The organism is Nocardia sp. CA-084685 (assembly GCF_050955785.1).
Lineage (GTDB): Bacteria > Actinomycetota > Actinomycetes > Mycobacteriales > Mycobacteriaceae > Nocardia.
The window spans coordinates 2,920,303-2,944,560 of the sequence record NZ_CP192094.1; the positions used below are offsets into that span (position 1 = coordinate 2,920,303).

Consider the following 24,258-nt stretch of genomic DNA (forward strand, 5'->3'; position numbering starts at 1 on the left):
TCGCGCGCGCCTTCTGTCACGCCGCGCGCGAAATCGCGGGCGAAACCATGCGCGGCGCGCGAATCAGTGCGCGGGACCTTCCGCGGTGAGACGGGGGCGGCGGTTAGAGGATGGCTAGGGCGTCGATTTCTACCAGCATTTCCTCGCGGGGGAGGCCGGTGAATACTGTTGTGCGGGTTGGTAGTGCGGTGCTGGTGGTGTTGGCGGTGACGAATTCGCCGTAGGCGTCGTTCATGATGGCGAAGTCCTCGCGCTTGGTCAGGTAGACGCGCAGCATCACCACGTCGTCGAAGGTGGCGCCGCTTGCCTCCACGATTGCCTTGACATTCTGCAGGGTCCGAATGGTCTGGGCGGCGACGTCTCCGGGGAAGAGGTATTCGTTGGTCGCCGGGTCCACCGGGCCCTGACCCGAGACCTGCACGAACGGGCCCTTGCGCACGCCCTGGGAGAAGGTGTGCGCGGGTGCGGGCGCATCGGTGGTGCGGACGGCAATCTTCTCACTCATGACTGGCCTTTCGTCGCGATACGGCCGGGAGTCCAGCCGAGTTCGGCGGAGATGGCATCGGCGGCCGCGCGGACCCGCGGCAGCTCCGCCAAAACCTGATCGTGGTTGAGCAGCATGTCCGGCACCGACATCGAGACAGCCGCGACCACCGTCCCGGTGCCATTGCGCACCGGAACGCCGATGCAGTTCACGAAGCTCTCGTGTTCTTCATGGTCTTCGGCATAGCCCTGTGCCGCAACAAGTTCCAGTTCCGCCAGATAGCGCTCCGGGGTGCGGATCGTGCGGTCGGTGAATTCGTGGTAGTCGATGCGTTCGGCGATCGTCGGCCATTCGGTGCGCGGCTGTGCGGCGACGAGTACCTTCCCGACCGCCGTGCAGTGCAGGGGCGCAGGGCGGCCGATGCGGGAATACATTCGCACGCTCTGGATCGCGTCGAATTTGTCGATATAGATCGCGTCGCCGGATTCATAGGTGGCCAGGTGAATCGTCTGCCCGGTAGCGGAATTCAACGCGCTCAGATGCGGGCGGGCGAGGGTGCGGACGTCACGCTGTTCCAGCGCGCGGTTGGCGAGTTCGAAAAGCCGCGAGCCGAGGACGTATTGGTGCTGGCTGTCATGGGTGACGATGCGCTGTGATTCCATGGTCTGCAGCAGCCGCAGCACCGTCGACTTGTGCACGCCCAGTTCAGCGGCAAGCTGATCGAGCGAGCGGGCATCCTCCCCGAGCGAGAGCAGGATGGTCAACGCACGCAACAAACTCTGACTCATGACTGCGCCTCGTTGGCGCTCGGCACCGTCATGGAGACTGCGTCTTCGACTCGCTCGGCTGTGCCCATTGTTCGCTCGCTCATGACGCCACATTCTCTGCTACGACATCCCTGGCGTAATGCACACGCCGCCAAGCCGACTCGTCCAATGCCGCCAACGCTTCCAGTGCACCGGGGGAAGGCAGTTCCGCGACATCACCGGTGCCGGTCAGTGCGGCGGCGGCGCATAAATGCCCGAAACGCAGGCGCTGCTGCAAAGGACGTCGGTGCAGCAGGGCGGCCAGGTACCCGCCCGCGAAGGCATCACCGGCACCGATCCGCTCGGTGATCACGAGTTCCAGCGCAGGAACTTCGACGCGCTCGGTTCCGGCGAATCCAGTGACCGAATGCTCGTTGTTCTTGACCACCAGATGTTCCGGCTCCGGGAACAGTGCGCGCAATCGGTCGGCATCGGCGGTACCGAAGACCGCATCCGCCTCATCGGCGCCGAGGAACACCACATCGCAGCCACGCACGTGGCGAGCCAGCACCTCGGCCGCCTGCTCGAGACGGCCCGCCCAGAGTGCCGGACGGTAATTCAGATCGAAGCTGATCAACTTACCCCGGCGAGGAAGCGCGACAAGGGTTTCCGTGAGCCGGGTCGCGGATTCCGAGAGCGCGGTGGTGATGCCGGTGAAGTGCACGAGGTCGCAGCGCCCGAGAAGTCCGTCGGCGGCCGTCAGATCGGCGCTGGACAGTGCGCTGGCGGCGGAACCGGTGCGGTAGTACAGCATGCGGCTGGCCCCGTCGGCCAGATCGTTCGATTTGCCCGAGCCGCTGCCGCGCTCCTTCACATAGATGGCGGTGGGGCGCGCGGGGTCGATGACAACGGCCGACACATCCACGCCGCGTGCCGCGAGATGTCCGGTCAGATAGCGGCCGAATCCGTCATCGCCGACCCGGGAAATCCACGCGGCATCCACATCGAGCTGAGTGAGCACGGTGGCCACATTCGCCTCGGCACCGCCCGCGGTTCGCTCGAAGGTCGCCGAGTCCTCCAGTGGACCGGGAAGCGCGACCAGTACCGCGAGCCCCTCGCCGATGGTTACCGCCCGGGGGCGGGGCGACGTAGTAGGCCACGTCACATCAATCTCCCTTCTGCCCTTGCGGCCACCGGCCATCCAGTGCAGAATAACCACACTAAACACGATGTGCAACTAGCGTTGCAAATTACGCAATGCATGGGCGGCATGGTTCGGCGGACATGATTCCGCGGGAAGGAGCGACATGGCGATCGATGAGAAAGCCGTTGCCGCACTGGCGGATCGGATGCTCGGGCCCGAGCACAAGGGTCTGCCGCCCGCCGCATGGGGTCGTACGGTTCGCGACTTCCTCGACACCGGGCCATACCTCGACGAGTTCGAAACGCCGGTATTGACCGTCGACCGGGCGGCTGTCGCGGCGAATGTCGCGGTAATGGCGGATTGGGCGGTGGCCGCGGGTGTGCGCTTGGCTCCGCATGGGAAGACCACCATGGCCCCGCAACTGTGGGCGCAGCAATTGGCCGCCGGGAGCTGGGGGATCACCTTCGCCACCGTGTGGCAGGTGCAGGTGGCCCGGTCGTTCGGCGTCGGCCGGATCGTGCTGGCCAACTCGCTGGTCGATCCGGTCGGATTGCGCTGGGTTGCCGCGGAATCGGCGCGGGATCCGGAGTTCGAATTCTACTGCTGGGTCGACAGTGTCGAGACCGTCGAGCTGATGGAGCGGCAGCTGACCGGTGATGCGCGCATCCGGGTGATTGTCGAACTCGGTGGGCCACAAGGACGGACGGGGGCGCGCACGGTTGAGCAGGCGCATGCCATCGCCGAGGCGGTCGGCCGAGCCGATCGGCTGAGCCTGGCCGGAGTCGGCGGGTACGAAGGTGCGCTCGCCCACGATCGCACCCCGGACGGGATCAGCGCCGTGCGGCGCTACCTGGATGACATCGCCCGCCTCCACCGCGAACTCGCGGCGGCGGGAAGCTATCCGGAGGATGCGATCGTCACCGCGGGCGGCAGCGCCTTCCCGGATCTGGTCGTCGAATGTCTGGCCGGACTCGCCGATGAGCAGGGCGTTGCGACCACAGTGGTATTGCGCTCCGGTGCGTACATCATTCACGACGACGGCTTCTACGCGGGCATCTCGCCGCTGGCCGCGCCGCGCAGCGAACGACCGCTGCGCTCGGCGATGCACGGGTGGGCGCGGACCGTATCGCGGCCCGAGGCGGAACTCGCGCTGCTGGATGCCGGTAAGCGCGATCTGCCATTCGATGAGGGGCTTCCGGTCCCGCAATTCATTGCGGGACCGGAAGATTCGTTGAATACAGCGGCATATGTCAGTGCGCTCAATGACCAGCACACGTTCCTGCGGCTGCCGGGCGGTGCGGCCGGTGACCTGCCGGTGGGCAGTGTGGTGCGGCTGGGCCTATCGCATCCGTGCACGGCATTCGACAAGTGGCGGCTGATCCCGGTCATCGACAATGCCGATGCGGAACGTCCGCGCGTCGTCGACCTCCTGCACACCTTCTTCTGACGAGCGGTCATGACAGACTTAGTGTTTCGCGATATCGACGTCATAGATGGTACGGGTGCGCCACGCTTCCGCGCCGATGTCGGCATCGAACGGGGACGGATCAGCACGATCGCCGACCCGCGAACGATCACCGGGGCGGCCAGGTTCATCGATGCACCTGATTCGGTGCTCGCCCCGGGCTTCATCGATATGCACGCGCATTCCGATCTGCATCTGCTCACCGACCCCGGCCATTTTCCGAAGATCAGCCAGGGCGTCACGACCGAGGTCATCGGCCAGGATGGGCTCTCGTATGCCCCCATCGATGACGTCGCCCTGGCGGTGTTGCGGCGTCAGATCGCCGGGTGGAATGGCAATCCCAGCGATCTGGACTTCTCCTGGCGCACAGTCGCGCAGTACCTGGACCGGCTCGATCAGGGCATAACGCCGAACGCCGCCTATCTCGTACCGCAAGGCACGCTGCGGCTACTGGTTGTCGGTAGCGAACAGCGGCCTGCCACGGTGGCCGAAATCCGGCGAATGCGCGACTTGCTCGCGCAGGGGCTGCGTGAGGGCGCGGTCGGTATGTCGAGCGGGCTCACCTACACGCCCGGAATGTATGCGGACACAGGCGAATTGGCGGCACTGTGCGAGATCGTCGCCGAATACGGCGGGTTCTATGCGCCGCATACGCGCTCGTACGGCAAAGGCGCGTTGGCGGCGTACGCCGAGATGATCGGATTGGCGCGCAGCACCGGCTGCGCACTGCATCTGACCCACGCGACGATGAACTTCGGCGTGAACCGCGGGCGCGCACCGGAATTCCTGGCTTTGATCGATGCGGCCAGGGCCGAGGGGTGCGATATCACCCTGGATACATATCCGTATCTGCCCGGCTCCACGACATTGTCGGCGCTGCTGCCGAGTTGGGCGATGTCAGGTGGTCCGGATGCGGCATTGGCCCGTATCGACGATCCCGAGATGCGTGCACGCATCACGTTGGACGTGAATGTGAATGGTTCCGACGGCTGTCACGGCGTGACGGTCGAGTGGGAGACCATTCAGATCAGCGGTGTCGCGAATGCCGAGCTGGGGGAGTACGTCGGCAAGAGCGTCGCGGAAATCGCGGCCGATACCGATCGCGCACCGGTCGCGGTGTTCTTCGACCTGCTGAGCCGAGACCAATTGGCCACGACCATCCTGCAGCACGTCGGGCACGAGGAGAATGTGCGCGCGATCATGGTGCATCCGGTGCATATGGGCGGCAGTGACGCACTACTCGTCGGTGAGCGGCCGCATCCGCGCGCCTGGGGCACCTTCCCGCGCTATCTGGGCCATTACGTCCGCGAACTCGGCGTGCTCGGACTCGAGGACTGTGTGCACCACCTCACCGGTCGGCCCGCCGAACGGCTGCGGTTGAGCGACCGCGGACACGTATTCACCGGGTATGCGGCAGATCTCGTGTTGTTCGACCCATCGACGATTACCGACACCGCGACCTTCGACAATCCGAAGCAGCAAGCGCGCGGAATTCAGCATGTGCTGGTCAACGGCGAGTTCGCCATCGAAGACGGCGCGCCTACCGGCAATCTCGCCGGGCGTGCGCTGCGCATGGATGCCGTGCGGAAGGAGACATATTGAACGCCACGAGCGCCCTGGAGATCATGCGGGCCGACCGCGTGCTGAGTGTGGTGCGAGCGCCGGAGATTCCAGATCCGCTGGCACTGGCGGATGCGTTGGCGCGCTCCGGGATTCGGACGTTGGAGCTCACCTTCACAACGCCGGGCGTGCTCGATTACCTGCGTATCGCCACGACGGCTCCCGATGCGGTCGTCGGTATCGGAACCGTACTGCATGCCGATCAGGCCGAGGCCGCGATCGATAATGGCGCACGGTTTCTCGTCACGCCCGGTGTGCGCGCGGAGGTCGCGGCGGTCGCGGTCGAGCACGACATCCCGGTCGTCATGGGCGCCTTCACACCTACCGAGGTACTCACCGCACTAGACCTCGGCGCCGCCGCGGTGAAGATCTTCCCTGCCCGGGCGCTCGGTCCCGGTTATTTGAAAGACCTGCGCGGTCCCTTCCCCGATGTGGCGCTCATACCTTCCGGGGGCGTCAATGCGGGCAATGCCGCCGAATTCCTCGCCAACGGAGCCGTGGCCGTGACCGCGGGTACCGATGTCGTGGCCCCATCCGACGTCGCCGCGGGCCGATGGTCCGAAATCGCCTCGCGCGCGGCGTCATTCGTTCGATCCATGAATTGAGAGGTACCCATATGGGCGCCACTGTCGACTGGTTGCGCACCACCACACCCGGATTGTTGGTGCTGTGCGGACTCGCGATTGCCGTACTGCTGTTCGCCATTATCAAGGTCAAGCTGGAGCCGTTCATCGCGCTACTGCTCACCGGACTCGGGCTGGCGCTGGTCGCTGGACTACCGGTGTCGAAGATCGTCGGTACGGCGATCAAGTCCGGTGATTCGCTGCTGGAGACCGGTTTCGGCGGCATTCTCGGGCATATCGCCGTCATCATCGGCCTCGGCACGGTGCTCGGCGCGATACTCGAACGTTCCGGTGGCGCGGACGTTTTGACCGGCAAGCTGCTCGGCATCTTCGGGGAGAAGGGCGCACCGGTCGCGATGGGACTGCTGGGACTCATCTTCGGCATCCCGGTCTTCTTCGATATCGGTATCTTCGTGCTGGCACCGCTGATCTATGTGGCCGCCAAGCGCGGTGGCCGATCGCTGGTGCTGTATGCCATGCCGATGTTGGCGGGTCTGTCCATGACCCATGCTTTCCTGCCGCCGCATCCGGGGCCCGTCGCGCTCGGTGGTCTGCTCGGGGTGAGCCTGGGGTGGCTGATCATCATGGGATTCATCTGCGGCATACCGGGTTTCATTGCCGCAGGCATTGTGTGGGGGACCTACATCGGTAAGCGGGTGCAGGTCGAGGTGCCCGTCGAATTCCTGGTGCGCCCCGAGGCCGAGCCTGCGGCCAAGCGCGAAGGTCCGGGCACGGCAACGGATCCGGAGTCGGTACGCACCGAGACACGCCCGCCCGCAGTCGGTCTCATCGGCGGAATTATCGCCATTCCACTGGTGCTCATTCTTGGTGCGACCTTCGGCAGCCAATGGCTGGACAAGGATTCGAAACTGCTGCAGGTGCTCACCTTCCTCGGCACACCGGCGGTCGCGCTGCTGATCGCGGTGCTCGTCGCCTTCTATCTGCTCGGTGTGCGACGCGGTTCCAGCGTGCAAGAACTCAGTACCCTCACCGCGGAATCACTGAAGCCGGTCGGCATGCTTTTGCTGGTGGTCGGTGCGGGTGCGTTCTTCGGAAAGGTCATCTCCGCCACCGGGATCGGCACCGCACTCGCGGACACCATGTCGGCCGCCGGACTGCCGGTGATCGTGCTGGCGTACATCATCAGCTGCGGTCTGCGTATCGCCCAGGGCTCCGCGACCGTCGCCATCGTGACCACCGGCGGCATTGTCGCGCCGCTCGTCATCGGGCACGGCTACTCGCAGATGGCCATCGCACTCATCGCCATGGCCATCGCGGCTGGTTCGATCATCCTCAGCCACGTGAACGACGGTGGCTTCTGGATCATTTCGAAGTACTTCAACCTGACAGTGAAGCAGACACTGCAGACGTGGACGGTGCTCGAAACCGTGCTGTCGGTGGTGAGTTTCGCGGTTGCGGCGGTGTTGTTCGCGATTGTCAGCTGAGGCCGGGGCCGCCCGGCATCGGATCGAATCCCGGTGCCGGGCTGTTTACTGCGAAGTTGTGCAAGGCGGCGGCGCAGCGGTCGGCTTGGGCTCGAAGGGCCGCGACGAGTTCGGGTGGTCCGCTGAGCAGTGTGAAGTCGATATCTACCGAGGTGATCATCCAGACCAGTGCCTCCGGCGTATCCGCGCCGACGTGCAGTTGACAGCTGTGGTCGTCGACGGCTTCGATGACGCCCATTCCGGGCCAGACATACGCCGCCGCGTCCTCGGCGGACTTGTGCAGCAAGGCGATTGCTTGATGCGGCCACGCCCGGGCGGACAGCCGTAACGAAAGGTGGTCCGCGACATCGCCTTCCGGGAGCTCACGCGGAGTGAAACGCGGGCCGGTCGGTGTTCGTGGCGAGATGCGATCGGCGCGGAAGGTGCGCCAGTCATCGCGATCGACATCCCAGGCAACGAGGTACCAGCGCCTGCTGAAGTGCACCAGACTGTGCGGCTCCACCGTGCGGCGGGTGGTTGCGCCGCTGTGCGCGCGATAGTCGAAGCGGAGGCGCTCGTGCCGTTGACAGGCCTCCGCGACGGCCATCAAGGCGTCCGGTTCGACTGTCGCGTCCGGCGTCCCGACCCGGACCGTCGCGCGGCGCAGCGTGCGGACCCGGTGGCGCAATCGCGACGGCAGCACCTGCTCGAGTTTGGTGAGCGCGCGCAGCGATGCCTCCTCGATACCCGCGACAGTGCCGTCGGAGGCGCTGCGCAGGCCGACCGCCACCGCGACGGCCTCCTCGTCATCGAGCAGCAGCGGCGGCAGCGCGGCCCCAGGGCCGAGCCGATAGCCCGCGGTGCCCTGTGTGGCGTGCACCGGGTAGCCGAGTTCACGCAGCCGATCCACATCGCGGCGGACCGTGCGGCCGGTGACACCGAGTCGTTCGGCGAGTTCGGCCCCGGCCCAGTCGCGGTGGGTCTGCAGCAGGGCGAGCAATTTGAGCAGGCGCGCCGAAGTCTCCAACACGACATCCAGAATGTCAGATGCTTAGGAACGATCCTGTCCTAAGGGCGTCATAGCGTTGTCTTCATGAGCACCGAACAGGACATCCGCCCCTTCCGCATCGAGATCCCGCAGGACCGGATCGATGATCTGCACGCCAGGCTGGCGAATACCTTGTGGCCGGATGAAATCCCGGGCGGCGGTTGGGATAAGGGCGCATCGATCTCGTATATGAAGGACCTCGCCGAATACTGGCGGTCCGAATACGACTGGCGCGCAGTGGAAGCGCGACTGAACCAGCTGCCGCAGTTCGTCACCGATATCGACGGGCAGCAGCTGCATTTTCTGCACGTCCGTTCACCCGAACCCGATGCCGTGCCGTTGGTATTGAGCCACGGCTGGCCCGGCTCCTTCATCGAATTCCTCGATGTGATCGGACCGTTGAGCGATCCGCGAGCGTACGGCGGTAATCCGGCCGATGCGTTCCATCTGGTCATCCCATCGTTGCCCGGATTCGCCTTCTCGGAGCCCGGGCCGAAGGTCGGGGACGGTTCGACAGAGCAGTTCGCGCAGGTGGTGGCGAAGTTGATGGCTCGGCTCGGCTACGACCGGTATGGAGCGCAGGGCGGCGACGCGGGCTTCTTCGTCTCGACCGAATTGGGGCGGATCGCCACCGACCATATGGTCGGCATCCATGTCAACGGGCCGATCACGCTGCCCTCCTGGAGTGATGACGGAACGGAGCCGGACTACAGCCCAGAGGATCGGGCGAAGCTGGACAAACTCACCGGGAGCGCGAGCTACACCCGGTTCGGCTATGCGATGGTGCAGGCGGGGCGTCCGCAAACCCTGGCCATCGGCATGCACGATTCGCCCGCCGGGTTGCTGGCCTGGATCGTGGATCTGTTTCAGCGCTGGACCAATCCGGCGCTCGAATTGCCCGATGAAGCCGTGGATCGCGATGCGCTGCTGACCAATATCAGCCTCTATTGGTTCACCAGAACCTTCGTCTCCTCGATTCGGCTGTACGGGGAGGGGGATTCGTGGGGGATGCCCGCGCGGAATTCCGGTGTGCCGACTGCCGCAGCGGTATTCGCCGGTGACAACTCCATCCGAGTACTCGCCGAGCGGCAGCACAACATCGTGCGATGGACCGAATACGATCGGGGTGGGCACTTCGCGGCAATGGAGGCACCGGATCTGCTCACCAGCGACGTGCGCGCCTTCTTCCGCTCGCTGCGCTGAGGGGCCCACCGTTGTGGCGGCAGCGCAGGCACTGCGCCTCGCGCAATGGGTGCGTGGGCTCAGGGAGCGCGCGGACTTCGGTAGCGCTCGGCCATCGCGAAGGCTGTCGCCGCGACCCGGTCGCGGAATTCGGGCGGGTCCAGGACCTCGCAGAATTGGCCGAGGGGCAGGATCGCACCCGCTAGAACCTCGTAGGACTCCGATGGAATGATTACTTCGACCCAGCCGTCGGCGTCGGGTTCGGAGGTCGATGCCGTTGCCTCCGCGACCGCGGCGGGTTCGATCATCAATCGGAGTATCGGCAATTGGGCGGCTGCGATCCGGCAGCGAGCCCGCACTCGAAGCATTGATCGGGCGAAATCATCGGCGGATTCCGACCAATGCTCGGCGAGATTGAAATCAGTTGGCCGCGTGAAGGATTCGCCAGACCGTGCGGCCGAGGCGATCCGGCTGACGCGATAGGAGCGGATGGCCGATCCGTCACGTGCGACGAGATACCAAGTTCCGGCCTTCAATACGAGTCCGAGCGGATCCAGGCGGCGTTCGACGGTGCGATCCTTGCGCTCATAACGGATATCCAGTCGCCAGTCGTGCCACAACGCATCGGCAACCGTTGCCAGCGTTGGTGTTTCGTCGGGTCGGCGGAACCAGCCAGGTGCGTCCACATGGACGCGTTCCGCGATTCGTGTTGCCCGGCCGCGCAATTCGGGTGGCAGGGCGGCAAGCACCTTGAGCTGCGCGGTCGCCAGCACCGTGCCGAGGCCGAGATCGGCGGCGGCCGCGGGTTGTCCGGCGAGCAGTACCGCATCGGCTTCCTCGGTGGTCAGACCGGTCAAACGAGTGCGGTACCCGTCGACCAGCCGCACACCGCCGGTCCGGCCCGGTTCGCTGTAGATCGGTACGCCCGCCGCCGACAGCGCCTCGATATCGCGATACACGGTGCGCACCGACACTTCCAACTCGCGCGCCAGTTCCGGTCCCGTAGTCCGGCCGCGTGTCTGGAGCAGCAATAACAGTTGCACCAGTCGACTCGCTCGCATGATTCGAGATTAGCCGTAAAACTTGACAGAAGATGTCAAGTTTTGCTCGTACCGTCAACCGCATGACCACATGGAGCCAGTTCATCGAAGAAGCCCCACACATCGCCACCGTGTTCACTCGGCGGCACCAGGCCACCGGCAACCTTTGTATGCTCGCGACTTTGCGCTCCGACGGTTTCCCACGCATCAGCCCCATCGAACCGCGAATTTTCGAAGGGATGCTGGTGATCGCAGGCATGCCGAACACCACCAAATTCAAGGACCTCGCCCGCGACCCGCGCTTCTGCCTGCACACCGCAACGGTCGACACCCAGGTTGGCGACGGTGACGCGAAGCTCTTCGGCACCGCCATCGACCTCCCGGACAAGAACGTGCACGCGCGCTTCGCCCAACAACTGTTCGACGAAACCGGATTCGACATCCGTGACCAGGAGTTCGACCACTTCTACACCGCGGACCTGACCGGCGCCTCCACCGTCGAGGTCACCGACGATCACCTGGACATCACCATCTGGAAGCCGGGCCGAGGCGAGCGCGTGGTGCGCAAGCACTGATCGTGGTCGGTATTCGAGTGGCTGTCGGCGGAGATCAGGCTGAGCGTTGGTGATGATCACCGCCGGACGGTCCCGGTGGCACTGCCAGTCCGCCTGACGAATGGCATTGGGCAGGTCGCCGTCATGCGGACCGTACTCGAGCCACGCCGGTGCGAGCGATGGCTATCTCCGCGCTGACCAGTCAGCGCGGGGTCAGCTTTGCGATGCTGCTAGTTCGCAGTGAGCTCATCTCTGCGCCGCCGCAGAAAGATCTGTTCGGCGGCGTTGTCTGTGTGGGCGATGGCGGCATCGTAGGCGTAAAGCGCCTCTGCTGTGCGGCCGAGTCGGCGCAGGAGGTCGGCGCGGATCGCGTGGTACAGATGGTGATTCGGTAGGTCGATTTCGGAGAGCAGCGTGAGTGCCGCAGCAGGACCTTCTACCTCGCCGACTGCCACCGCGCGGTTCAGTGCCACCATCGGACTCGGTGCTATGGAGGCCAATTGGTCGTAGAGCTGCAGGATCTGTTGCCAATCCGTGGATTCCGACTCGGGGGCGTCGGCGTGTACGGCGTTGATTGCGGCTTGGATCTGGTAGGGCCCGGCTTGGTTGCGGCGCAAACATTCTCGGACGATGGCATGGCCCTCGGCGATGAGGGCGCGGTCCCAACGGTGACGGTCTTGCTCGGGCAGCGGCACGAGCGACCCGTCCGGCATGGTGCGGGCGGCTCGGCGCGATTCGGTGAGTAGCATCAGTGCGAGCAGTCCGTGTACCTCGGGTTCGTCGGGCATCAGCTCGACGAGTAAGCGCCCCAACCGGATTGCTTCGTCACACAGGTCGGTCCGAATCAGCAGATCGCCGGAGGTGGCGGTGTGGCCCTCGGTGAAGATGAGGTAGATGACGGCCAAGACGGCGTGCAGGCGGGCTGGCAGATCGGCGTCGCTGGGGATTCGGTACGGGATGCGCGCATCGCGGATCTTGCCTTTGGCGCGGACGAGTCGTTGCGCCATGGTCGATTCGGAAGTCAGAAAAGCGTGGGCGATTTCGGGTGTGGTGAGGCCGCCGAGGAGTCGCAAGGTAAGTGCCACTCGGGCACTCAGTGATAGTGCCGGATGACAGCAGGTGAAGATCAGTCGGAGGCGGTCGTCTTGGACGGCGCTCATATCGTCGGTTTCGTTGTCTGCGTGTAGGAGCGCGGCCTCGGCATGGCGGTCGTCGCGAGATGCCTCGCGTCGCAGGCGATCGATGGCTCGGTTGCGTGCGGTGGTGATGATCCAGCCGGGCGGGCTCGGCGGGAGCCCGTCGGTCGGCCAGCGTTGTACGGCGGCGGTGAACGCATCCTGCACCGCGTCCTCGGCAATGGTGATATCGCCGAAGACACGAATCAGGCTGGCGACCGCGCGGCCATAATGTGCGCTGAATACGGCCGCGATCGCGGCATCGGTGACCATCTCAGTGATCGGCCACCGGCCGGACCTCGATCGGCAGCGTGAGCACGGCGGCCATCCGCTTGCCCCAGTCGAGCGCCTCGTCCAGATCGGCTGCCTGAATGACGGTGAATCCGCCTATGTGCTCCTTACTTTCGACATACGGCCCGTCGGTGACGAGCACATCGTCGCCCTTGGCGTGCAGCACGGTGGCGGTGCTCGGCGCATGCAGGCCCGCGGCGAAAACCCAAGCGCCCGCGGCACGGATCTCGTCGTTCAGCGCGTACAGATCGCGCATGATCTCGTCGAGATTGTCCGGCGGCGGCGTGTCGTCGGGTTGATAGATGCTGAGCAGATACTGCTTCACGACTCCTCCTCACCCCCGCTGATAGGTGGCGATCACCACGCCGGTGGGGGTGGTGACGCTATCGGCGAGTCGCAGTTCGCCGAGTTCCGCGCGCTCGAACAGTCGCCGCCCGCCACCGACCACGATCGGATGGATCAGCAATAGATACTCGTCGACCAGATCGTTGCGCATCAACGTTTGCAGCAGATCGCCGCTGCCCAGCACCACGAGATCCTGACGCAATTCGCCTACCGCGGCGACAACGTCGCCATCGAGCAGCGTGGAGTTCTGCCACGGCAACGGTGCGGTCGAGGTCCGGGACGCGACGAACTTCTCGGTCTTGTTCAGTACCTCGGTGTACGGATTGTCGGTCTGATGCGGCCAGAAGCCGTAGAAGTCCTCGTAGGTCCGTCGTCCGAGCAGTAGGGCACCGTGGTGGGTCGCCATATGTTCGGCCATCACCCTGGCCTGCACGGGATCGTCATGGCGATGTGCCCAGCCGCCGTGGCGGAAACCGTCCCTGGTGTCCTCATCGGCCCGGCCGGGGGACTGCATGACGCCGTCCAGGGTCAGGTGCTCGACCGCGATGATCTTGCTCATGGGGAGTCCTAATCAGTTCGGGGAGTGAGCCATCCGGCAAACTCCTTGGTGGTAGCCGACCGGTAGGTGAGCACTCGTGCGTCCTGGACGTTGAGTCCTGAAGAAAGACTGTGCCCCTGCCGGTAGGTCGGGAGAGTTGATCGCTGCTGGGATGTCGTGCCCGTTCGTGGTGATGTGAGCACTGCTTGATTAGGTCGCTGATGGTTCTCTCGCTGGCTGCTCGACGGTGATCGGCATCGAGAATGGGAGGACCATTGCGACTGTTCGTAGGAGACGACTGGGCTCAGGATCATCACGATGTGGAGGTGATGGATGGCTCCGGTCGCCGTCTGGCCAAGGCGCGCCTTCCTGCGGGGGTGGCCGGGATGGGCAGGTTGCACGCGATCATCGGGGATCTGGTCGGCGACGACGTCGATGAGGCCGAAGTGCTGATCGGCATCGAGACCGACCGGGGTCCCTGGGTTGGGGCGCTGGTCGCCGCGGGATACACGGTGCTGGCGGTGAATCCGTTGCAGGCGGCCCGATTCCGTGACCGATTGGGGGTCTCCGGCGCCAAGAGCGACGCCGGCGACGCGCACGTGCTGGCGGATATGGTCCGCACCCACTCGCATGAACTGCGGTCTGTCGCTGGGGATTCCGCGCGTGCGGAGGCGGTGAAGGTGGTGGCCCGCATCCATAAGACGATGATCTGGGAACGCACTCGCCACACCCAGCGGCTGCGGCACGCGCTGGGTGACTATTTCCCCGCGGCGCTGGCCGCCTTCGACGACCTCGACGCCGCTGACACCCTTGAGCTGCTCGCCAAGGCACCCACCCCGACCCAGGCAGCCCGGCTGACGATCGCCCAGATCAGCACCGCGTTGAAGCGGGCGCGCCGCCGCAACGTCGCGGACAAAGCCGCCGCGATCCAGACCGCGTTGCGCTCCGACCAGCTCGGCCAACCCGAGGTCGTCACCGATGCCTACGCTGCCTCGGTGCAGGCGCTGCTGGCGGTTCTGACCGTCCTCAACACCCAGATCAAGACTCTGCAAGGGCAGGTCGAGGCCCATTTTTCCAAGCACCCGGCCGCTGAGATCATCTTGTCCCAACCAGGTTTGGGGCCGGTCCTCGGTGCCCGGGTGCTCGCAGAGTTCGGTGATGACCCCGACCGCTACGCCAGCGCCAAGGCCCGCAAGAACTACGCGGGCACCTCCCCGATCACCCGGGCGTCGGGCAAGAAGAAAGTCGCTCTGGCCCGGTTCGTGCACAACGACCGGCTCATCGACGCCCTCACAACACAGGCATTCTCCGCGTTGTTGTGGTCCCCGGGTGCCCGCGCCTACTACGACCGGCAGCGAGCCCGCGGCGTCGGCCACAACCCCGCCCTGCGCCAGCTCGCCAACCGACTCGTCGGCATCCTGCACGGCTGCCTCAAAACCGGCACCCACTACAACGAGGCCACCGCCTGGCCTCACCTGGGCGAGAAGGCTACTGCTTGACATTCAAGCCTCCTGGGATGTCTTTCTGTGGGCCGGTCGGCTACCGGCTTCACCACCTACACGAACGGCCCTCCGGCGAATCGACATCACGGACCGAAATTTCGTCGACTCGGTTATTTCGGCGCCCGCCGAAATAACCCGGCACGATCATGGTGTGGTGCAAACCCGAGGAGCCGAACTGGCCGGACTGGCCACCCTGCTGGCCGACCGAACCCGCGCCGATATGTGCCTGGCCCTGGTCGATGGTCGCGCGTGGACGGCGGGTGAGCTGGCCCGCCATGCCGGTGTGGCCCCATCCACCGCGACCGAGCACCTGAACCGGCTGTTCGACGGCGGTCTGCTCACCGAACGCCGTCAAGGCAGGCACCGTTACGTGCAGTTGGCGAGCCCGCAGGTCGCCGAGCTGCTGGAGACCATGGTCGCCCACCTGGAACCGGTTCGCGCGGAACCAACGACGCTGCGCGCGTCCACCGCGGCGGCGGCGCTGGCTCGGGGCCGGACCTGCTACGACCACCTCGCGGGCCGACTCGGCGTCGCGATCACCGCCGCCATGACCGAACGCGAACTACTCCATGACGACAGCGGCTTCGCCCTCACCGAGCCGGGGCTGGCATGGCTGACGGGCACGATGGGCATCGACGCGAACACGCTGCGGACTCGTCGCCCGATCGCCCGCCCCTGCCTCGACTGGACCGAGCGCCGCACCCACCTCGGCGGTGCTGCTGGAGCACAGTTGTGCCGCCGGTTGCAGGCGCTGGATTGGGTGCGACGCGTCGGCTCCGGTCGCGCTGTCCGCCTCACTCCGAAGGGCGAAACGGGCCTGCAGGAGGCTCTAGGCATTGATCGCGCAACGGTTGCCTGAACACCTCGTCCCAGGTGACCTTCGGCCTCGGGGCCAACTCGGGCTTTACGCCGCGGACGATCATCGTGGGCCACCGAGGTCGCGGTGAGCACCGGTCCGATGGGCAGTCGGGTCCCCACTACGGCGCGTGGGGGTGCCAAGTCTCATCGACCCGATTGAACTCGGTCCTTGCCGGGTATCACCGCTCAGGCGGTAAATGAACCTGGTGACCGGGCGGGGCCAGTCGATGTAGGACCCCATTCATGAATGGGCTTGCACAATCGTGCATAATCATCACATGGTTGATTCGTCGAGTAACCCAGTGTTGCGGGTTGCTGTGGCCGGTGCCAGTGGATACGCCGGCGGTGAGGTGCTGCGTCTATTGCTCGGTCATCCGGCCTACCGCGATGGGCGCCTGGTCATCGGCGCGCTGACCGCTGGTTCGAATGCGGGCAGCACGCTGGGGGAGTTGCAGCCGCATCTGCTGCCGCTGGCCGATCGCGTGCTCGCGCCCACCACGCTCGACGAGCTGGCCGGCCACGACATCGTCTTCCTCGGCCTGCCGCACGGGCAGTCCGCCGCTATCGCGGAGCAATTGCCGGAGTCGACCGTGATCATCGACTGCGGCGCCGACTTCCGGCTGACCGACGCGGCGGCCTGGGAAAAGTACTACGGCACCACCCACGCGGGCAGCTGGCCCTACGGCCTACCGGAACTGCCGGGCGGGCGCGAGCGGCTGCGCGGCGCGCACCGGATCGCCGTCCCTGGTTGCTATCCCACGGTCGCCAGCCTCGCGCTGGCACCGGCGATCGCGGCCGGAATCATCGAACCGAAGGTGAATGTTGTCGCGGTGAGCGGCACTTCAGGTGCGGGACGCAAACTCGATATCGGCCTGCTGGGGTCCGAGGTGATGGGTTCGGTGCGGGCCTACGGCATCGCGGGCGCGCACCGGCACACTCCGGAGATCGCGCAGAACCTGCGGGCCGCCGGTGGTGGCGAGGTCGCCGTATCGTTCACCCCGGTGCTGGCGCCGATGCCGCGCGGCATCCTCGCGACCTGCACGGCGGTGACCCGAGTCGATGCCGAACAGGCTCGCGCGGTCTATGAAAAGGCCTACGACGACGAACCCTTCGTGCAGTTGCTGCCGGAAGGCACACTGCCGCAGACGGGTTCGGTACTCGGTTCCAATGTCGTCACCCTCCAGGTCGCGGTCGATACCGACGCCGGACTGCTCGTGGTGATCGGCGCGATCGACAATCTGACCAAGGGCACCGCGGGCGCCGCGGTGCAATCCATGAATCTGGCCGTCGGATTCGACGAGACCGCAGGACTTTCCACCGTAGGAGTGGCACCGTGACGACTATCGAAACTCCGGCAGGCAAGCTGGTCCGGAGCCAGGGCGTGACCGCACCGCTCGGCTTCCGGGCGGCGGGCATCGCCGCGGGCATCAAGTCCAGCGGAAAACCCGATCTCGCACTGGTATTCAGCGAAGGGCCGGAATACGCGGCCGCGGGCGTATTCACCCGCAACCAGGTGAAGGCCGCGCCGGTGCTGTGGTCGCAGCAGGTGCTCACCGGTGGCCGGTTGCGCGCGGTGATCCTGAATTCCGGTGGGGCCAATGCCTGTACCGGTCCGGGCGGATTCCAGGACACCCACCAGACCGCCGAGGAATTGGCCAAGGCGCTGAGTAATTGGGGCACCGAAACCGGCGCGGGCGAAATCGCGGTGTGTTCAACGGGTCTGATCGGCGACCGGCTGCCGATGGATAAGGTGATCCCGGCCGTCACCGAGATCGTGCACGAAATGGGCGGCGGGCTATCCGGTGGACTCGATGCCGCACACGCGATCATGACCACCGACACCGTGCCCAAGGAAGCCGCCTTCCATCACCGCGACAAGTGGAATGTCGGCGGCATGGCCAAGGGGGCTGGCATGCTCGCACCATCGCTGGCGACCATGCTGGTTGTGCTCACCACCGATGCCGCCGCGAGTGCCGAACAGCTGGATAGCGCGCTGCGCAAAGCGACTCGGCTCACCTTCGACCGGCTCGATATCGACGGCTCCTGCTCCACCAATGACACCGTGCTGCTGCTCGCCAATGCGGCGAGCGAGGTCACGCCGTCACAACAGGACCTCGATGCCGCGGTGCTCGCGGTCTGCGACGATCTGGCCGCCCAATTGATGGCCGACGCCGAGGGGGTGACCAAGCGGGTGCGGATCACCGTCGCCGGTGCGGTCTCCGAGGACGAGGCGCTGATCGCGGCGCGCGCCGTCGCCCGCGACAGTCTGGTCAAGACCGCGCTCTTCGGTTCCGACCCGAACTGGGGCCGGGTGCTCGCCGCCGTCGGCATCGCCCCGATCACCCTGGATCCCAACCGGATCTCGGTGTCGTTCAATGGAAATCCGGTCTGCGTGGACAGTGTCGGCGCGCCGGGCGCGCGTGCGGTCGACCTGTCCGGCGCCGATATCGAGGTGCGGATCGAACTGAATGTCGGCGACGGCACCGCCACCGTGCGGACCACCGACCTGTCGCACGGCTATGTCGAAGAGAATTCGGCCTACAGCTCATGACGAGCGATGCGGTGCAGGAACTTTCGGCCTTGGACAAGGCGCACGTTCTCGCCGACGCTTTGCCGTGGCTGCAGAAGTTCCGCGATAAAATCGTAGTCGTCAAATACGGCGGCAATGCGATGATCGATGCGGACCTGAAACAGGCCTTCGCCGCCGATATGGCGTTCCTGCGCACCGTCGGCGTGCAACCGGTGGTGGTGCACGGCGGCGGACCGCAGATCAGCGCAATGCTGAAAAAGCTTGGGCTACAAGGCGAGTTCCGCGGAGGCTTCCGCGTCACCACACCCGAGGTAATGGACGTGGTGCGGATGGTGCTGTTCGGTCAGGTCGGACGGGAACTGGTTGGGCTGATCAATGCGCACGGCCCGTACGCGGTCGGCATCTCCGGTGAAGACGCGCGCCTGTTCACCGCGACCCGCCGCACCGTCGATGTCGACGGCGAGGCGACCGATATCGGGCTGGTCGGCGATGTCACCGAGGTCAATGCCGACGCGGTGCTCGACCTGATCGCCGCGGGGCGCATTCCGGTTGTCTCCACTATCGCACCGGACGCCGACGGCGTGGTGCACAACATCAACGCCGATACCGCCGCGGCCGCACTCGCCGAGGGGATCGGCGCGGAAAAGCTGGTGATCCTGACCGACGTCGAGGGCCTGTACACCAACTGGCCGGACCGTTCGTCGCTCACCTCGCACATCGACGCGGCCGAACTGGCCGAGTTGCTCCCGCGACTGGATGCGGGCATGGTGCCCAAGATGGAAGCCTGCCTGCGCGCCGTGCAGGGCGGGGTGCCGACCGCGCATGTCATCGACGGTCGGGTCCCGCATTCGGTGCTGTTGGAACTGTTCACCGGAGAAGGAATCGGAACGATGGTGACGCCCGCCCCGCTGCCGACGAGCGCGGCGGACACACTGAACGGAACGAAAATATGAGTGACACAGCAGAGCTGCAACAGCGGTGGGCCGCCGCGTTGATGAAGAACTACGGCACCCCCAAGGTCGCGCTGGTGCGCGGTGCCGGTGCGGTGGTCTACGACGCGGACGGCAAACGCTACCTCGACTTTCTCGGCGGTATCGCGGTCAACAGCCTCGGCCACGCACATCCGGCGATTCTGGAAGCCGTTACCCAGCAGCTCGGCACGCTGGGCCACACCTCGAATATCTACGCCAACGAACCGGTCATCGAACTGGCCGAACGGTTGCTCGCGCACTTCGGTGACGGTGAATTCGGGGACGGCCACGGTCGCGCTTTCTTCTGCAACTCCGGCACCGAGGCCAATGAGGCGGCGTTCAAAATGGCGCGGCTGACCGGACGGCCCAAGATCATCGCGACCGATGAGGCCTTCCACGGCCGGACTATGGGCGCGCTCGCGCTCACCGGGCAGCCGTCCAAGCGGACGCCGTTCGAGCCGATGCCCGCCGGTGTCGTCCACGTGCCCTATGGCGATGCGGCGGCGCTCGAGGCGGTCGTCGACGAGGACACCGCGGCGGTATTCCTCGAACCGATCATGGGGGAAAGCGGCGTTGTCGTGCCGCCCATCGACTATCTGGTCAAGGCGCGGGAGATCACCGCGCGTCATGGTGCGCTGCTGGTGCTCGACGAGGTGCAGACCGGTATCGGCCGCTGCGGAAAGTTCTACGCGCATCAGGCATTCGGCATCGTGCCGGATGTGATCACCCTGGCCAAGGGGCTCGGCGGCGGGCTGCCGATCGGTGCGGTGCTGGCCACCGGACCGGCCGCCGATCTGCTGACGCCGGGTCTGCACGGCACTACCTTCGGCGGTAATGCGGTATGTGCCGCAGCGGCGTTGGCGGTACTGCGGACCATCGATGAGACCGATCTGCTCGCCCATGTCGAATCCGTCGGCAAGCGGCTCACCGATGGCATCGATCTGCTCGAGCACCCGCTCATCGATCACGTGCGCGGTGCGGGTCTGCTGCTCGGTATCGTGCTGACCGACGATATCTCGGCCGATGTCGAGAACCGGGCGCGCGAAGCGGGCTATCTGGTGAATGCGCCCAAGCCCAATATCATCAGGCTCGCGCCGCCGCTGGTGCTCACCGAGACCCAGTCCGACAATTTCGTCGACGATCTGTCCGAGATTCTGGACGGTGCGATCGCGGACGCCAAGGGGGGCAAATGAGTACGGCATCGCGGAGCGATTCGATGAGCGGTGGCGGCCGGGAGACGAGTGTGCCGATCCGGCATTTTCTGCGCGATGATGATGTCACGCCTGCCGAGCAGGCCGAAATCCTCGCGCTCGCAGCGGAATTGAAGAAGAATCCGTTCGCGCACCGGCCGTTGGACGGCCCGCGCGGGGTGGGCGTGATCTTCGAGAAGAACTCCACCCGTACGCGGTTCTCCTTCGAAATGGGTATCGCTCAGCTCGGCGGGCATGCGGTGGTGGTCGATGGTCGCGACACCCAGCTCGGACGCGAGGAGACGCTCGGGGATACCGGCAAGGTGCTTTCGCGCTATGTCGATGCGATCGTGTGGCGTACCTTCGAACAGCTGCGTCTGGACGAAATGGCCGCTACCGCAACGGTTCCGGTCATCAATGCCTTGTCCGATGAGTTCCATCCGTGCCAGGTTCTCGCCGATCTGCAGACGCTGGTCGAGTGCAAGGGCAGCCTGGTCGGGCACAACCTCACCTACTTCGGCGACGGTGCGAACAATATGTCGCACTCGCTGCTGCTCGGTGGTGTGACCGCCGGCCTGAACGTAACCATTGCCGCACCAACGGGTTTCGAGCCACTGCCATGGATTCTGGCGGCCGCGCGCAAGCGAGCCGCCGAGACCGGTGCGACCATCACCCTCACCGGCGATCCGGTTGCCGCCGCGGCTGGCGCCGATGCTCTGGTGACCGATACCTGGACCTCCATGGGGCAGGAGAACGACGGCCTCGACCGCGTCGGCCCGTTCCGTCCGTTCCAGCTCAACGACGATCTGCTTGCCAAGGCGCAGCCGGATGCGGTTGTGCTGCATTGTCTTCCGGCGCACCGCGGTGAGGAGATCACCGACGAGGTGCTCGACGGTCCGCATAGTGTGGTGTGGGACGAGGCGGAGAATCGGCTGCACGCGCAGAAGGCGTTGCTGGTGTGGTTGCTGGCCAAGCGAGGTGAAGCGCAGTGAGTGAGTGCGGCGAGCGATCCGGTGCCGCGGCAGCGATGGGCACGGACGCGGTGGCTCGGCGTGGCCACACCAGCTTGCGATCGGCGTTCTCGCGGCTCGATGCGAGACCCAATAGCGAGGCTCGGCTATGACAGTCCAATCCGACGCGGGTAAGTCCGCTCCCGCTATCGCTCGTACTCGCGCCGGTCGCCAGTCCCGCATCATCGAACTGTTGACGGCGCACGCGGTCCGCAGCCAAACCGAACTCGCCGCACTGCTCGCCGCCGAAGGCATCGAAACCACCCAGGCCACCCTGTCGCGCGACCTCGATGAACTCGGGGCCGTGAAATTGCGTGCCGCCGACGGCGGTGCGGGTGTCTACGTGGTACCCGAAGACGGCAGCCCCGTCCGCGGCGTCACCGGCGGGACCGATCGCCTCTCCAAACTTCTCGGCGATCTCTTGGTCTCCACCGACGCCAGTGGCAATATCGCCGTCCTGCGCACCCCACCCGGCGCGGCCCACTACTTGGCCAGCGCCCTCGACCGCGCCGCCCTGCCGTTCATCGTCGGCACCATCGCGGGCGACGACACCATCGCGGTAATAGCCCGCGAACCCCTCACCGGTGCCGAACTAGCCGCCAAAATCGAGGAACTCGCCTGAGCCTCGGGTCGTCGGTCGCACGGCGTCAGTGAACGGCACTGCGGTTGCGGGCGCGGACCCGGTGGCTACGTCGCATATGACACAGAGTCTGTTCCGATCGCGCCGCCGGGCGGTTACTCCGTCACATCAAGGTCACACGCGAGCGATCGAATCACTTCCGGCCGAGCATGACACGCGGCAGCGGTCGGGATCGCGACGTGATCTGTGCCGCGGTCGAAACCGCCGCATTTCGGCAACAGCCTCCACAACGTGTCCGAGGCGCGCACTGAGTCTGCGATGCCGGATGTCTCAGCCGAAGGGGTATTGGCCGCCGCTGTGGGGGCTGCCCGGAGTACCGACATTGATGATGTCTTGCAGGAGGTCGACCAGGGCGCGGCCGATATCGAGGACGTCGTTGCCGAGGGTGCTGAAATCTCCTGCTATGAGGTGCAGCAGCATGGGATCCGTCCTTTGCCCGCTCCGAAAGTTGCCGGATAAAGCGTGACATAGGTGCCAGGGGGTGCCAAGGTGCTACCGGGAAGGTGTAACTCGGACCCGGTTGTGAATGGGCTTGCATCATCGTGCATAATCATTTGCAAGACGGTGTGGGCCGCCTGGCGTGCGATTTCGGGTGCGCCGGCGGGCGCCGCACCCGCCGCCCGCGGATGCGGGCAAGACCTGCAGACAAGCACGAAACCGAGGAGCACATAGACATGTCCGATCGCGTCGTACTCGCCTACTCCGGTGGGCTCGATACCTCCGTTGCGATCAGCTGGATCGGCAAGGAGACCGGCGCCGAGGTCGTGGCGGTCGCCATCGATCTGGGCCAGGGCGGCGAGGACATGAATGTGGTGCGCCAGCGTGCGCTGGACTGCGGCGCTGTCGAGGCGATCGTGGTCGATGCGCGCGACGAATTCGCCAACGAGTACTGCCTGCCGACCATCCAGGCCAACGCCATGTACATGGGCCAGTATCCGCTGGTCTCGGCGATCAGCCGTCCGCTCATTGTCAAGCATCTGGTCGAGGCCGCGAAGTTCCACGGGGCGAGCACCGTCGCGCACGGCTGCACCGGTAAGGGCAACGATCAGGTCCGCTTCGAGGTCGGCATCGGCGCACTGGCTCCCGACCTGAATGTGATCGCCCCGGTCCGCGACTACGCATGGACTCGGGAGAAGGCCATCGCCTTCGCCGAGGAGAACCAGCTCCCGATCAATGTCACCAAGAAGTCGCCGTTCTCGATCGACCAGAACGTATGGGGTCGCGCGGTGGAGACCGGCTTCCTCGAGGACCTCTGGAACGCGCCGACCAAAGACGTCTACGACTACACCTCGGACCCGACGGTGAACTTCGAGGCGCCTGACGAACTCATCGTCACCTTCGACAAGGGTGTGCCGGTCGCTATCGACGGTCGTCAGGTCAGCGTGCTCGAGGCCATCGTCGAGCTGAACCACCGCGCGGGCCGCCAGGGCGTCGGCCGCCTCGATATGGTCGAGGACCGGCTCGTCGGCATCAAGAGCCGCGAGATCTACGAGGCCCCCGGCGCGATCGCGCTGATCACCGCGCACCAGGCCCTGGAAAACGTCACCATCGAGCGCGAACTGGGCCGCTACAAGCGGCAGGTCGAGCAGCGCTGGGGCGAGCTGGCCTACGACGGCCTCTGGTTCTCCCCGCTCAAGCGCGCGCTGGACGCCTTCGTCGCCGAAACCCAGCAGCACGTCACCGGCGATATCCGGATGGTGCTGCACGGCGGCTCGGTCGTGGTCAACGGCCGCCGCTCCGATCAGTCGCTCTACGACTTCAACCTGGCGACCTACGACGAGGGCGACAGCTTCGACCAGTCCCTCGCCAAGGGATTCGTGCAGATTCACGGCCTGTCCTCCAAGGTCGCGGCCCGTCGCGACCTCAACCAGAAGTAGG

The 24,258-nt window shown here is 65.6% G+C and carries 24 protein-coding genes; 15 read left to right on the plus strand and 9 right to left on the minus strand.

What is annotated here, in order from left to right; genetic code table 11:
• Window positions 1-103: 103 nt before the first annotated feature.
• The 3 genes from ACQP2U_RS13180 to ACQP2U_RS13190 form a co-directional block, all read right to left on the minus strand.
• A complete protein-coding gene (locus ACQP2U_RS13180; RefSeq protein WP_433714907.1) occupies window positions 104-505 on the minus strand; it encodes a RidA family protein in 402 nt (133 codons plus the stop codon).
• On the minus strand, window positions 502-1,272 hold the full coding sequence (locus ACQP2U_RS13185) for an IclR family transcriptional regulator (RefSeq protein WP_433714908.1): 771 nt from the start codon (window positions 1,270-1,272) through the stop codon (window positions 502-504). Before ACQP2U_RS13185 ends, ACQP2U_RS13180 begins: the two co-directional genes overlap by 4 nt.
• A 79-nt stretch (window positions 1,273-1,351) precedes the next feature.
• On the minus strand, window positions 1,352-2,449 hold the full coding sequence (locus ACQP2U_RS13190; RefSeq protein WP_433714909.1) for a sugar kinase: 1,098 nt from the start codon (window positions 2,447-2,449) through the stop codon (window positions 1,352-1,354).
• Between the two features lie 88 nt (window positions 2,450-2,537).
• Between ACQP2U_RS13190 and ACQP2U_RS13195 the strand changes: the two genes are divergently transcribed.
• Genes ACQP2U_RS13195 through ACQP2U_RS13210 form a run of 4 tightly spaced genes read left to right on the plus strand, consistent with a single transcriptional unit; the run spans window position 2,538 to window position 7,527 of the window.
• Entirely contained in the window at window positions 2,538-3,821 is a 1,284-nt protein-coding gene (locus ACQP2U_RS13195; protein WP_433714910.1) for an amino acid deaminase, read from the plus strand.
• A gap of 9 nt (window positions 3,822-3,830) precedes the next feature.
• The gene (locus ACQP2U_RS13200; protein ID WP_433714911.1) at window positions 3,831-5,441 is read left to right on the plus strand and encodes an N-acyl-D-amino-acid deacylase family protein; all 1,611 of its coding nucleotides are present in this window, start codon (window positions 3,831-3,833) and stop codon (window positions 5,439-5,441) included.
• A gap of 23 nt (window positions 5,442-5,464) precedes the next feature.
• Complete coding sequence (locus tag ACQP2U_RS13205; RefSeq protein ID WP_433716450.1) at window positions 5,465-6,064, plus strand: bifunctional 4-hydroxy-2-oxoglutarate aldolase/2-dehydro-3-deoxy-phosphogluconate aldolase; 600 nt, start codon at window positions 5,465-5,467, stop codon at window positions 6,062-6,064.
• 11 nt (window positions 6,065-6,075) lie between these two features.
• Window positions 6,076-7,527, plus strand: coding sequence for a GntP family permease (locus ACQP2U_RS13210; RefSeq protein WP_433714912.1), 1,452 nt, complete (start codon window positions 6,076-6,078; stop codon window positions 7,525-7,527).
• Here ACQP2U_RS13210 and ACQP2U_RS13215 read toward each other — a convergent pair.
• Window positions 7,520-8,536 carry a helix-turn-helix transcriptional regulator gene (locus ACQP2U_RS13215; protein WP_433714913.1) on the minus strand — a complete coding sequence of 339 codons (1,017 nt, stop codon included), beginning with the start codon at window positions 8,534-8,536 and terminating at the stop codon, window positions 7,520-7,522. The genes ACQP2U_RS13210 and ACQP2U_RS13215 overlap by 8 nt on opposite strands.
• A gap of 63 nt (window positions 8,537-8,599) precedes the next feature.
• Between ACQP2U_RS13215 and ACQP2U_RS13220 the strand changes: the two genes are divergently transcribed.
• Window positions 8,600-9,757, plus strand: coding sequence for an epoxide hydrolase family protein (locus tag ACQP2U_RS13220; RefSeq protein ID WP_433714914.1), 1,158 nt, complete (start codon window positions 8,600-8,602; stop codon window positions 9,755-9,757).
• A 59-nt stretch (window positions 9,758-9,816) separates the two neighbouring features.
• Here the strand turns inward: ACQP2U_RS13220 and ACQP2U_RS13225 are convergent, their stop codons facing one another.
• Window positions 9,817-10,797 (minus strand): helix-turn-helix transcriptional regulator, encoded by a 981-nt coding sequence (locus ACQP2U_RS13225; protein ID WP_433714915.1) that lies wholly within the window; start codon window positions 10,795-10,797, stop codon window positions 9,817-9,819.
• 62 nt (window positions 10,798-10,859) lie between these two features.
• Here ACQP2U_RS13225 and ACQP2U_RS13230 point away from each other — a divergent pair, with 62 nt between their 5' ends.
• Entirely contained in the window at window positions 10,860-11,351 is a 492-nt protein-coding gene (locus ACQP2U_RS13230) for a pyridoxamine 5'-phosphate oxidase family protein (RefSeq protein ID WP_433714916.1), read from the plus strand.
• Window positions 11,352-11,560: 209 nt separating this feature from the next.
• Here the strand turns inward: ACQP2U_RS13230 and ACQP2U_RS13235 are convergent, their stop codons facing one another.
• The 3 genes from ACQP2U_RS13235 to ACQP2U_RS13245 are packed head-to-tail and all read right to left on the minus strand — an operon-like array spanning window position 11,561 to window position 13,700.
• Window positions 11,561-12,778 (minus strand): RNA polymerase sigma factor, encoded by a 1,218-nt coding sequence (locus ACQP2U_RS13235; RefSeq protein WP_433714917.1) that lies wholly within the window; start codon window positions 12,776-12,778, stop codon window positions 11,561-11,563.
• A 1-nt stretch (window position 12,779) separates the two neighbouring features.
• A complete protein-coding gene (locus ACQP2U_RS13240; protein WP_433714918.1) occupies window positions 12,780-13,121 on the minus strand; it encodes a YciI family protein in 342 nt (113 codons plus the stop codon).
• Window positions 13,122-13,130: 9 nt separating this feature from the next.
• Window positions 13,131-13,700, minus strand: coding sequence for a dihydrofolate reductase family protein (locus ACQP2U_RS13245; protein WP_433714919.1), 570 nt, complete (start codon window positions 13,698-13,700; stop codon window positions 13,131-13,133).
• Between the two features lie 242 nt (window positions 13,701-13,942).
• Between ACQP2U_RS13245 and ACQP2U_RS13250 the strand changes: the two genes are divergently transcribed.
• The 8 genes from ACQP2U_RS13250 to ACQP2U_RS13285 all read left to right on the plus strand — a co-directional run bounded on the left by ACQP2U_RS13250 (window position 13,943) and on the right by ACQP2U_RS13285 (window position 22,362).
• Window positions 13,943-15,178 carry an IS110 family transposase gene (locus ACQP2U_RS13250; RefSeq protein WP_433714221.1) on the plus strand — a complete coding sequence of 412 codons (1,236 nt, stop codon included), beginning with the start codon at window positions 13,943-13,945 and terminating at the stop codon, window positions 15,176-15,178.
• A gap of 154 nt (window positions 15,179-15,332) precedes the next feature.
• Window positions 15,333-16,040: an ArsR/SmtB family transcription factor gene (locus ACQP2U_RS13255; protein ID WP_433714920.1), complete on the plus strand. Its 708-nt coding sequence runs from the start codon at window positions 15,333-15,335 to the stop codon at window positions 16,038-16,040.
• Window positions 16,041-16,317: 277 nt separating this feature from the next.
• On the plus strand, window positions 16,318-17,376 hold the full coding sequence (gene argC / locus ACQP2U_RS13260) for an N-acetyl-gamma-glutamyl-phosphate reductase (RefSeq protein WP_433714921.1): 1,059 nt from the start codon (window positions 16,318-16,320) through the stop codon (window positions 17,374-17,376).
• Window positions 17,373-18,590 (plus strand): bifunctional glutamate N-acetyltransferase/amino-acid acetyltransferase ArgJ, encoded by a 1,218-nt coding sequence (argJ, locus tag ACQP2U_RS13265; protein ID WP_433714922.1) that lies wholly within the window; start codon window positions 17,373-17,375, stop codon window positions 18,588-18,590. Before argC ends, argJ begins: the two co-directional genes overlap by 4 nt.
• Entirely contained in the window at window positions 18,587-19,522 is a 936-nt protein-coding gene (gene argB, locus ACQP2U_RS13270) for an acetylglutamate kinase (protein ID WP_433714923.1), read from the plus strand. Before argJ ends, argB begins: the two co-directional genes overlap by 4 nt.
• Window positions 19,519-20,733, plus strand: a complete 1,215-nt coding sequence (locus tag ACQP2U_RS13275) for an acetylornithine transaminase (RefSeq protein ID WP_433714924.1) — start codon at window positions 19,519-19,521, stop codon at window positions 20,731-20,733. Before argB ends, ACQP2U_RS13275 begins: the two co-directional genes overlap by 4 nt.
• Window positions 20,730-21,722 (plus strand): ornithine carbamoyltransferase, encoded by a 993-nt coding sequence (argF, locus tag ACQP2U_RS13280; RefSeq protein ID WP_433714925.1) that lies wholly within the window; start codon window positions 20,730-20,732, stop codon window positions 21,720-21,722. The genes ACQP2U_RS13275 and argF overlap by 4 nt, the downstream gene beginning before the upstream one ends.
• Window positions 21,723-21,849: 127 nt before the next feature.
• Window positions 21,850-22,362, plus strand: a complete 513-nt coding sequence (locus ACQP2U_RS13285; RefSeq protein ID WP_397036875.1) for an arginine repressor — start codon at window positions 21,850-21,852, stop codon at window positions 22,360-22,362.
• A 288-nt stretch (window positions 22,363-22,650) separates the two neighbouring features.
• Here ACQP2U_RS13285 and ACQP2U_RS13290 read toward each other — a convergent pair whose 3' ends face one another.
• Window positions 22,651-22,800: a hypothetical protein gene (locus ACQP2U_RS13290; RefSeq protein WP_433714926.1), complete on the minus strand. Its 150-nt coding sequence runs from the start codon at window positions 22,798-22,800 to the stop codon at window positions 22,651-22,653.
• 254 nt (window positions 22,801-23,054) lie between these two features.
• On the opposite strand from ACQP2U_RS13290, the gene ACQP2U_RS13295 reads away from it, so the two are divergent.
• Window positions 23,055-24,257, plus strand: a complete 1,203-nt coding sequence (locus ACQP2U_RS13295) for an argininosuccinate synthase (RefSeq protein ID WP_397036879.1) — start codon at window positions 23,055-23,057, stop codon at window positions 24,255-24,257.
• Window position 24,258 lies beyond the last annotated feature (1 nt).